Below are 11,347 nucleotides of genomic sequence, written 5' to 3'. Positions count from 1 at the left end.
ATAATTATGAGTTAGCTCTAGGGGGATTAAATTGAAAACCTTCTATTATAGCATAGATTTTTTTTGCAAGAGGTCTAATCTTTATTGAGTTCTCTCAATTTTCCAGAAAAAGTAATCAGTTGCGCTCTTTCTTCAGATGTCGCATCCGAGCGTAAGCTATTTTTGCGAGAAATTAGCCTAATTTCTGACAAGAGTTTTTGCATTTCTGGAATCTTCAGCAAAGTGGCATCCATCAAATAATAGGTATCTAAATCAGGGTCTAATATTAGATTGGAAGTATCGCCGACATGAGCGCTCAACTTATTAATATTTGCGGCTAATTTATGATAGACAAAATCGTAAGTTTCTAAACTCCACTGACTGCGACGAAGTTTAAAATTTTGCCAATCTTGATAAGTGGCATTGAATTTTTGAGTAGAAAATAAAATTTTTCCTAACTGGCGATCAATCTTTGCCAAGGATTGAAAGTTGGCGTCTATCTTAGCTTCTAAATTTCCGCTGGGATCTGGCTTGCTAAAATTGGGATTTAAACCCTGATAATTTAACTGTTGAAGTTTCGGTATATATTCCCTCAATTGGCGCAGCGAGCGCAGGTATTGATTACCGTAGATTTCTTTTTGGGCAAAATCAACCCTGCTGTTGATTTCGGAAATCAACAGGTACATCACCAAGGTTAACGGAATCGCAAATAAAAAACCAATTAAGGTAAATTTTTGAGGATAGCTCAGTCGATTCATTAAATGGATTCCCAGGGATTTTTTGTTCATAATCAATACATTTAAACAAAATTGTACTAAAAAAGTAACGAGCGCTACTAAAGTATTTTGGGAATCGCACTTGAAAACCAGAATGCTACAATTAATCAGCGATAGCTGGCTTAATTTGTAATGCGTTCCCATCCTGTTGCAACAGATTGTGCGGCATCCCTTTGATATCGGCGGCTCAGCTCGCCTCCCACAGTCTAAAACAGCTTCTTGTGTTTTGGAAAGATGAATAGTCATTTGTAGTGAGATTCTGGCCCAAAATCCGATTATTTTCAGAATATTTACTTATGCCTAAGTTTTTCTCGATACCGCGAGACTAAAAGTAAAAATTAAGTAATAGCTGGGTAGTGCAAGTTTCCACAAAATACAAGTGCCGGCAGCGAGTATAAAATACTTGTGCTGCACGACTGGCGTCAACTGGGCTCTGCACAAAGGAACCAACAACACCAGCAACAGTGTCTAAATAAGTATCTGGAGTTGAGTGATCGGGAGCGATCGCAAGAGTGTAAAGTGAGAAAGAGGGCTTATGATGAAACCAATCTCCGAAAATAACTCTAAAAACAGTCAAAACCGAGGTAAAAAGCAGCCAAATCCTTTAATCTTGGCTTTAGTGCTCACAGGAATTCTCGCATGGGAAATGTATCCGGTGCTAATACACACCGCTGCGGCTAACGCGGGTGGTCTAAAACATTCCCTCGCCCAGTTGGAAAAGCAAGAGAATCCAACGGCGGTGTTAAAAAACATTAGCTATTCTGGATTGGCACTAAATAGTTTAATTTCCGAACCGGGCAATTTGGCCGAGGGTACGCGCCAAAATCCCCCGAACCAATTGCCCGCAACCTTAGCAGCAGCAGTTCGCCAAGACTTGTCACGCCAAACTGGGATTGCTGCTGACAAGTTGAAAGTAACTGAATCGAGCCGGCAAAGTTGGCCGAATACTTGTTTGGGAATCGTAAAAGCTGATGAAATTTGCGGCCAAATGATTGTCGAAGGTTGGCGGGTTGTGATTTCTGATGGTCGCCAAACTTGGGTTTACCGCACTAATGCTAGGGGAAATGTGTTGCGTTTGGAAAAGAAAGCAGGTTAGGAAAATCTTAGCCGGTTCCACAAAAAGATGGGACGTACGGTTGAAACCGCGCCTACAAAAACGAAGTCCGCCTCCGCGGACTGAAGAAAATAACGTAATTTCAATTGCCGACTCTTCTTCAACCCGCGCACCATCCGGGTTTTGTTTGTGTAGAAGCGGTTTCAACCGCCCGGTCTTCTGAAGAAAATAACGTAATTTTAATTGCTCTTCTTCAACCCGCGCACCATCCGGGTTTTGTTTCTGTAGACGCGGTTTCAACCGCCGTCTTATCTTGGGAGTTTGTTTCTTTCAATAATCCCACCGCCCAACAGTACATCTCCGTCATACCAAACAGCGGCTTGTCCGGGGGTAATGCTCAACTGTGGTTCGTCAAAAATCACCTTGACCCTTGTACTACTGGCTTTTTCGTCTGCTTGTGAGGATTCTACAGGAATAATTGTAGCGGGGACGGGTTGCGATCGATAACGAATCTGTACAGAAGCCCGAATCGGAGCAGTCGGTTGAGCGACAGAAACCCAATTTACCCGATCGACCGTACACTCAGATTCTACCGCCAACTGGCGATCGCCCACAATTACCCGATTAGCACCAGCATCGAGTTCAATCACGTACAGCGGTTCCGCCGCAGCAATTCCGAGGCCTTTCCGCTGGCCGATGGTGTAGTGGTGCACGCCGTCGTGCTGTCCGAGTACCCGGCCCGCCTTGTCAACAATATCACCCCTATGCGGCGCGATGTACTTGTCCAGAAAAGCCCGCATCGAACCGTTGCTTTCCACCAAGCACAAATCCTGACTTTCCGGCTTATCAGAGGTTGTCAAGCCAAATTCCGCCGCAATTCTGCGAGTTTCAGTCTTGGTAATTTCCCCCAAAGGAAACTCCGTACCCGCGAGTAAATCCTGTGTTAAATCATACAAGAAATAAGATTGATCTTTCCCAGGATCGATCGCCCGCAGCAACTGATAGCGACCCGTAGCAGTATCATAGGTAATGCGAGCGTAGTGTCCCGTCGCAATCTTTTCAATTCCTAATTCTTCGTGAGCAAACTTGAGCATCGGCCCGAACTTCACAGTTTTATTGCACTGCGAACAAGGCAAAGGCGTAACTCCTGCACTGTAACCGTCCACCAAAAAATCGACAATACTTGCCTTAAAGACTTCACGGCTATCAACAATGTGGTGGGGAACGCCCAAATCTTCGCAAATTTTAGCGGCATCGACCATTCCCTCAGAGCAGCACTGACCTTTGCCTTTCATCAGCCACAGCGTTAAACCCACCACTTCATAGCCCTGATGGTGTAAAATTGCGGCTGCTGCGGAACTATCGACCCCGCCGGAGAGGCCTACAACAATCTTGTTCATGATACGGAGAGAATTTGCTATTTTACTGTTACTTTGTGCGATCGAGCTAATCGATCATACCACAAATGTACTACAAAATGGTACTGCTGCTGTTAGCTGAAATTTTAACACTAATTAAGTAAAGCCACCTAATTAAACGTAAAATACCGATCGCTCAAAGGCTTACTGTGTATCTCTTACTTCTTCATTCTACTTCTTCCTTCTTCTTCCTTCTTTCTTCTTCCTTCTTTTCACCCTGAGCGAAGCCGAAGGGCCTTCTTCCCTCTTCCTTCTTCCCTCTTCCTTCTTCCCTCTTCCTTCTTCCCTCTTCCTTCTTCCTTCTTCCTTCTTCCCTCTTCCTTCTTCTTATGATTATTCAAAAATTTGTTGTCACCGCCGACCAAATGCGGCAAATAGAAGCGAGAATATTTGCTGCTGGAATGCCAGTCGCAGCTTTAATGGAAAAAGTCGCCGGATTGATTGCTAAACGCATTCAGGCGCTGTTGAAGGAAGAGCGAAGTTCGGCAACGAGCAATGTACGGGATTTAACGGATTTAACCAATAGGAGGAAAAAGGGAGAAGGGCAAAAAATTGTTAATTTTCAATTGCCAGTTATCGGCGTATTGGTTGGGCCGGGACATAACGGCGGTGATGCTTTGGTTGTGGCTCGCGAATTGCACTTTCAAGGATTTTCCGTAGTTATTTACTGCCCGTTTTCTAAGTTTAAAGAACTCACCAAAAGTCATGCTGATTATGCGCATTCTTTAAATATTCCCTTTGTAGACAAAGTTGAATCACTAAAAAACTGCGATTTGCTCGTAGATGGTTTATTTGGCTTTGGATTGGAACGAGAAATTACTAATCCCACCGCCGCAGCTATTGACGAAATAAATAATTTAAACATACCCATTTTTAGTATCGACATTCCATCGGGAATTCATACAGATACCGGAGCAGTTTTGGGGACTGCAATCAGAGCAAAACATACATTGTGTTTGGGATTGTGGAAAATGGCATTTCTGCAAGACAAAGCGTTAGAATATATCGGCAGTTCGGAATTAATTGATTTTGATATTCCCGTCCCAGATATTGCAGCAATATTGGGCGATTCGCCATCAATCCAACGCATTATTAAAGCATCGGCAATTCAGCATTTGCCATTGCCCCGATCGCCAATTTCGTACAAATACACTAACGGTCATTTACTAATTATTGCAGGTTCTGGTCGGTACAGCGGAGCGGCAATTTTGTCAGCATTGGGAGCAAGGGCTAGCGGTGTGGGAATGCTGTCAATTGCTGTTCCTGAGTCGATTAAACCGATGTTGAGCAGTCAGTTGCCAGAAGCTTTAGTTATCGGGTGTCCTGAAACCCCAAATGGTGCAATTAGCGAGTTGCCGATAGCGATCGATTTGGGTGTCTATGATGCGATCGCAGTAGGGCCTGGTCTGACATTGGAAGCCGCGATCGCTGTAGAATCTGTACTGGAGTGCGATCGACCTTTAGTTATAGATGCCGACGGTTTAAATATTCTCGCTCAACTCGGCACAGTCCCGATTTTGTCGGAACGCTCAGCACTGACAATTATCACACCTCATCCGGGCGAATTTAAGCGTTTGTTTCCCGAATTAGCGGACGAAATGGGCGAGGATCGAATTGCCGCAACTCAAGCAGCGGCTGAGCTTTGCGGTGCAGTGGTATTGCTCAAAGGAGCTAAAGTTTGCATCAGTTGGAGCGATCGGGGCGATTCCCTAGGGGATAGCTGCGCCGCGCGTACCATCACCTATATCAATCCAGAAAGCACCCCAGCCCTCGCTAGAGGCGGCAGCGGCGATGTTCTGACTGGTTTGTTGGGGGGACTGTTGGCAAGTGCGATCGCCCGCAAATCCCCCCCCGAATCAGTTGCTGCAACAGCAGTTTGGTGGCACGCCAAAGCCGGAATCATGGCTGCCAAAGAACGGACAGAATTAGGAGTAGATGCCTTTACATTGACACAGTATTTAATTCCTACATTACGAGAATTTTGAGGGCGATCGTCCTACTCGCTGCCATAAATTCGTATCGCACACCGGGATCACTTGGCTTTGCCTAATGCCCTAATTATCCTTGATAGGAATGTTGTGCACCGGAAGGGCGATCGCAAATTCTGTGCCGATTCCCGGCGCTGAAACACATTCTAAACTTCCCCCGTGTTTTTTTGTGACTATATCGTGGCAAATTGGCAGTCCCAATCCGGTTCCTTTACCTTCAGCTTTAGTTGTAAAGAATGGCGTAAACAATTTTCGTTTGATGTCTTTTGACATTCCAAGTCCATTGTCAGCTATCCGAATCTTTACTGTACGATTTATCAGTTTTTCGCTGCTGTTTTCCGCAGAGGTCGAAATTGTAATTATATTGGGATTGCTCTCAATCTGTTTGTAGGTTTTACCAAAATTAGATTCTTCCAAAGCATCGATCGCATTAGCGATCAAATTCATAAATACCTGATTCAATTGCCCCGGATAGCATTCTATATTAGGCAATTCCCCGTAGTTTTTGATGACTTGAATCGTGGGGCGATGGCTATTGGCTTTGAGTCGGTGCGACAAAATCATTAATGTGGTATCAATTCCTTCATGAATATTTGCTGGTTTTTTCTCAATCCCGTCGCTACGCGAGTAATTTCGTAAAGATTGCATGATGTCGCGGATGCGATCTGTTCCCAATCTCATCGAGTCAATCATCTTCGGCAAATCTTCAACTAAATATTCTAATTCAATCGCTTCTATTTCATCTAAAACTTGTTGACCCGGATCAGGAAAGTTGTCTTGATAAACCTGGACTAAACTTATCAAATCGCTAACATAGTCTTTGGCATGATGCAAGTTGCCAGAAATAAAACTAACGGGATTATTCACTTCGTGGGCAACTCCAGCAACCAGTTGTCCGAGTTGCGATATTTTTTCAGTTTGAACTAATTGTGCTTGAGTTTGTTGGAGTTGAATGAGTATTGCTTCTAAATCTTCAGCTTTTTGCCTCAATTGAGCTTCCGATGTTTGCACAGCTTTTTCGGCACGTTTGCGATCGCTAATATCGCGATTAATTACCAGGGCGTGGGGTTGCGCATCGTACTCAAAAAAGTTTGCTTTTACCTCAACATCGCACAGCGTACCATCTTTTCTCTGTATGACTGCTTGACAGCTAAATTCTTGGCGTCTTCTTATAGTTTGTTGCCATTCGGCGAATAAATGCAGATACTCTGGGAGAATGTAATCTGGCGGAGTTAAACGCAGTAATTCCTCCTGAGAATAGCCATAAATTTGACAGAGTGCGGGGTTAGCTGCGATGAATTTACCGGTATCCAATTCCATCAGCGAAAGTCCGTCTACTACTGTCTCAAATATGCTGCGGTATTGTTGTTCTTTTTGGATGAGTTCGACTTGGAACTGTTGCAGGTTTTCGAGAGATTCAGTCAACTGGCGGGATTTGTGTTGTTCGCGGGCGTAGAGGCGGGCGTTTTCAATGGCGATCGCCGCTTGCGTCGTTAACAGTTGCAACAGTTCTAGCCGATCGCGCGTAAATGCTCCAATCGCCATATTATTCTCTAAATACACAATGCCAATCAACTTAGTTTGATACAAAATCGGCGCGCATAAAATCGATTTGGGTTGGCAATTCTGAATGTAAGTATCCGCTTGGTAAATTGTTTCTTGACTTGCATCGCTCAATACCAGCGGTTGCTGAGTTATCCCAACATACTTGATTATAGAAATAGCAACATCCGAGCTATTTTCAACCAGCATTGACTCCTGAAATGTGGCTGATGTCGTGCGGTTAGTATCCGAGACTTCAACAAACAGTTGCCCGTCTCTTTCTAAAAGAATACAACCTTTTTGCGCGCCAGCGTTTTCTAAGATAATGTGCAGCAGTTTCTTCAACAATTTTTCTAAGACAATTTCACTATAAATTGCCTCAGATGCTTTGATTACTGTTGCTAAATCTAAGACATTAGCATGACTAGATGTACTCGCGGTTACAGTTGCAGCAATTCGCAACTCAACAGCTTCAGGAAATAAATTGGCATAATATTGTTCGAGTTGACGGACTTTCGCTGTAGCGCCCCACTGGAGATAGCAAACTCTGGCATCGTTGAGGTAATTTTTGACGAAAATAAGCCGATTTTGAGAGAAATAAAATCGGGCAGCTAATTCATTAACGAGTGCGGCATCTTGAATGAAGCCGTTTTCTATTGCGAGGGCGATCGCACTATCGTAGCATTCTGCCGCCTCATACTTTTGTCCCGACAACCGCGCCACTTCCGCCCGGATGGCTAAATACTTGTGCTGGTAATTTGCAGGGCAGTTTTTCGCAAATTCTCCAAGCTCTTCCAGACTCAGGTTAAGCTGTTCTAGGTAGATTTGGCGATTCTCGCCCTCGCTGGCATTTGTACAAGCAGCAGCCAGGGCTATAGCCCGGTGGAAGCAAAAAACCGGACTCAGGAAAATCCCCGCAACACCAGGCAAGAATTTAGCACCAATATTGGCATATTCTAATGCTCTATCGACCTCGCCAAACCAATTCGCCACGGTTAGTTTGTAGATATAAACCACACAAGAAGTCATCAAATCTGCCGAGGCTTCAGCAAATTCTAATAGCGACTCTTCGTCGATGAAAGTTGGGGGATTTTCTGCACTCTCGGCAGCACGAGTAAGCCGAGCAATTGCCGATTTATTTAGCATAAAAAATGCCAGCATATTGCGGTCAATTTTTTGCAAAACAGGTATAAATTCCTCAATAACAGCGGTGGTTTTTTGCAGCGTTTCATTGCCGTAAAAGCTGAACCAAAGACAATTAATCGCAGCATATCCCGACCACTGATAAGCACCTGTCTCTAAACCGCTATTAAAAGCTTTGACGATAAAAACCTTGGACTCATCAATATGTTTGATGTAGTGCAAACAAGCCCCCCACAGCAAGAAAATATAAGCACTTAACTCTTTAGCATCCCAGCGTTCGTAGAGAGTTAAACCCAGTTCTCCTGCTGCCAAACCAGCCTCAATTTCGCCATATTTAACAATCAAAGTAAAGGCATACACAATGTAGCCAAAGGCGGAAATCCGGCAGTTACCATGTTCGATTGTCGCCTGCACAAACTTCATCGCGCACAAAAATTGAGCGTTGGGACTGGTAAAGTAAGCAATGGGGTAAAGTTCTTTCAAAATCCGGTGGGCGGCGAGTTGCAGCGGATCGGTGAGCTCTGGTAAATCGGCTAAATTGGCGATCGAACCCCCAATCATCTCCTTCGTCTTTGCCAACTCCCTAAGCAAATACCCATCATCCGGGTCAGCTTCAAACTCAATTCCCAACAATTGCAGCGTTTCGATACCTAACTGATAAGCCGCAGGCAAATCATTTTTCATCCGCAGACAAGTCATTTTCAACTCATTAATCCGACACCGCTCTAACAATGTCTGAGTTGGAGGCAAAATGAAGTCTAGAATTGCCAAAGCCTCGTCATTTTTCCCATTCAAATATTCAGCTTCGCCCAATTCAAAATACAGCGCCCAAGTTAACGCATAATTATCTTCCCAGCTTTGTGCCGATAAACAGTTGCAGCCCGACTGGAAAAAACTCAGCGCCGTTTCAAACGCAGAAGCAGCTTTCGCAGTTTTGCCAGCCTGCAAATTTAACTCAGCTAATTCATACTTTTCGCTCAACTCGGAAATCAACCCGCCAGCAAAATTCAAATGATTGACAATATCAAAAATTCGTTCTTGCCGTTGGGATGCGGTACTTCTGTGCAACAACAAACGCCCGATCGCCAAATGAACAGGTTCTTTCTGTGCGTCAGGAATCATGGCATAAGCAGCTTGCTGAACGCGATCGTGCATAAATTTGTAGCACACATCTCCAGCCGTTATCCCCAACTTTTCCAACTCTTCCGGCTCAAATACTTGCGGAATCCGATAGCTATTACCTACAGGTAAAATCAAGCCCACCTGTAACGCTTCCCACAAATCCTGCGCTGTTTGAGTCCAAGATTGTCCGCTAGCCACCGACAGTACATCCAAACTAAACTGATTGTCTGTACAAGCCGCTAATTGCAAAATTCGCTGGGTTGCAGTTGACAAAGTTTTAATTTTATTCACCATCAAATCGACAACATTTTCTGAAATATCCTGGCGTTGAATATGTTTAATATCCCACTGCCACTCAGCAGCCTGCGGGTGAAATCTCAACCAGCCTTTTTGATACAAATACTTCAGCATTTGCTTGAAAAAAAATGGATTTCCGTCAGTTTTTTGCACTAGCAAATTCGCCAGTGGACTCGCTGTTTCAGCAGCACATCTCAAAGTTTCAGCAATTAGTTGAATGGCGCTGCCAATTGCTAGCGGTTCTAAAGTAATAGCTGTTATCGGAATGCCCGCAGCTCGAATTGCTTCATTCGCTAGCATCAATGGATGCGTCGGGCTGACTTCGTTATCCCGATAAGCAACAATTACTAGCAAGTAAGGGATTTTTGCGAGGCCATTTTGTTGATATAAATTGACTGTTGCAGCATCTATCCACTGGCAGTCGTCGAGAAACATTACTAAGGGATGTTCGGCGGTGGCAATTGCTTGAAGTAACTGCTGCATCACTCGGTTGAAGCGGTTTTGAGATTCGATCGCCCCCAGTTGTGCTACGTCTGGTTGCGGGCCTAAAATTAATTCTAATTCGGGGATGACTTCGATCGCAATTCGAGCATTCGCATCCAAAACTCGCAGCATTTTTTCTCGCCACGACTCAATCTGAGCTTGGCTTTCAGTCAAAATCTGCTGCACCAAACTCCGCATGGCTTGATTGAAACAAGCATAGGGAACATTGCGCTTGAATTGGTCAAATTTGCCCGAAACCAAGTATCCGCGCTGCCTGGTTAAATTACGCAGAATTTCGTGGACTAATGCTGATTTGCCAATCCCGGAATAGCCACCTACCAAGACAATTTCACTGCTGCCTTTGCTAGCGCGATCGAAGGCTTGCAATAATTGTGTTATTTGTTTTTCTCGCCCGTAAAGTTTTTGTGGAATTAACAACTGACTCATGGCATCCAGTTGTCCGGGAATAAAATTAGAAATTTTACCTGAATCCTCGATTTGATTCTGGCAGAGTTCTAAATCTGCTAACAATCCCGTTGCTGTTTGATACCTGTCTTCGGCATTTTTTGCCATCAGTTTTTCGGCAATTTCTGCCAAAACTGGGGGAATTTGCGGATTTAGTTGTTGAATAGAAATCGGTTGTTTGGCAATGTGACAGTGGACTAATTCCAGCGGTTCGTTGCTGGTAAATGGCAATTTTCCTGTCAGCAATTCGTAAAAGGTGACACCTAGAGAGTAGAAGTCGCTGCGGTAGTCTACAGCGCGATTCATCCGCCCGGTTTGTTCCGGGGACATATAGGCGAGGGTTCCTTCTAGGCGATCGGGATTTTTTAAGTTTGGCGTTTCTTTGTTTAACCGCGAAGCAATGCTAAAATCTGCAAGTTTTACTTGCATTGTTTCGGGGTTTATGATAACATTAGCTGGTTTGATGTCTTTATGAATGATTTGATTTTGATGCAGGAATACTAAAGCTTTTGCTAATTGGATGGCGATGTTTAAGAATTGGGCGATCGGCAATTGGTAACGCGCAGTTGCTGCTTCCACAACAGTTGTGCGAATCGCAGCGCTTTCCCCGCCGTCTGCAAGCGGTTGTGTCTCATGCGTTGCAGAAATCCTGCCAGCATTCCCGGCTTTTGCCATCCACTGTTTGAGCGAGATGCCGCCAAAATCTTCTAAGATTAATACTAAGCAGTTTGGGTGAATTTCTAGGCGATCGACTTTTACGGTGTGCTCGCAATCGAGATATGCGGTGATCTGATATTCGTGTTTTAAGCGAGTTATCTGTTCTAGGGTAGGATATTCTGTATTTAAAACTTTGAGGATGGCAGGCAGTCGGTTTGCGATCGATACTGCACGATAAATAGCTGTGTTAGTTCCTTGGTGGATGAGTTCTTGTAAGTCATAACTAGCAATTCTCAAAGCTGGGAGCATAAATTTTGATTCCCGTCAATAAATTAGTTTATAACTCTACAGTGCACTATGCAGAATTAGAAGCAAGAGAGTGAAATTACGGACAAACAAAAATAGTGAATAATGATGGTGAAT

Annotated in this window: 6 protein-coding genes; 2 read left to right on the top strand and 4 right to left on the bottom strand. The window is 44.1% G+C overall.

What is annotated here, in order from left to right:
- Positions 1-74: 74 nt before the first annotated feature.
- Positions 75-767: a hypothetical protein gene (locus tag QUB52_RS23525; RefSeq protein ID WP_332974888.1), complete on the bottom strand. Its 693-nt coding sequence runs from the start codon at positions 765-767 to the stop codon at positions 75-77.
- A gap of 523 nt (positions 768-1,290) precedes the next feature.
- Here QUB52_RS23525 and QUB52_RS23520 point away from each other — a divergent pair.
- Positions 1,291-1,851, top strand: coding sequence for a hypothetical protein (locus tag QUB52_RS23520; protein ID WP_265237511.1), 561 nt, complete (start codon positions 1,291-1,293; stop codon positions 1,849-1,851).
- A 266-nt stretch (positions 1,852-2,117) separates the two neighbouring features.
- On the opposite strand, the gene mnmA is transcribed toward QUB52_RS23520, so the two are convergent.
- Both mnmA and QUB52_RS23510 read right to left on the bottom strand, forming a co-directional pair.
- Positions 2,118-3,209, bottom strand: coding sequence for a tRNA 2-thiouridine(34) synthase MnmA (mnmA, locus tag QUB52_RS23515; protein ID WP_332974887.1), 1,092 nt, complete (start codon positions 3,207-3,209; stop codon positions 2,118-2,120).
- A 230-nt stretch (positions 3,210-3,439) separates the two neighbouring features.
- On the bottom strand, positions 3,440-3,568 hold the full coding sequence (locus QUB52_RS23510; protein WP_332974885.1) for a hypothetical protein: 129 nt from the start codon (positions 3,566-3,568) through the stop codon (positions 3,440-3,442).
- On the opposite strand from QUB52_RS23510, the gene QUB52_RS23505 reads away from it, so the two are divergent.
- The gene (locus tag QUB52_RS23505) at positions 3,557-5,212 is read left to right on the top strand and encodes an NAD(P)H-hydrate dehydratase (protein WP_332974883.1); all 1,656 of its coding nucleotides are present in this window, start codon (positions 3,557-3,559) and stop codon (positions 5,210-5,212) included. The two genes, QUB52_RS23510 and QUB52_RS23505, sit on opposite strands and share 12 nt — an antisense overlap.
- Positions 5,213-5,281: 69 nt before the next feature.
- Here the strand turns inward: QUB52_RS23505 and QUB52_RS23500 are convergent, their stop codons facing one another.
- Entirely contained in the window at positions 5,282-11,233 is a 5,952-nt protein-coding gene (locus tag QUB52_RS23500; protein ID WP_332974882.1) for a trifunctional serine/threonine-protein kinase/ATP-binding protein/sensor histidine kinase, read from the bottom strand.
- Positions 11,234-11,347 lie beyond the last annotated feature (114 nt).

This window comes from Microcoleus sp. A6-C6, assembly GCF_036705955.1.
Lineage (GTDB): Bacteria > Cyanobacteriota > Cyanobacteriia > Cyanobacteriales > Microcoleaceae > Microcoleus.
This window is presented reverse-complemented; position numbering and strand designations above follow the sequence as displayed.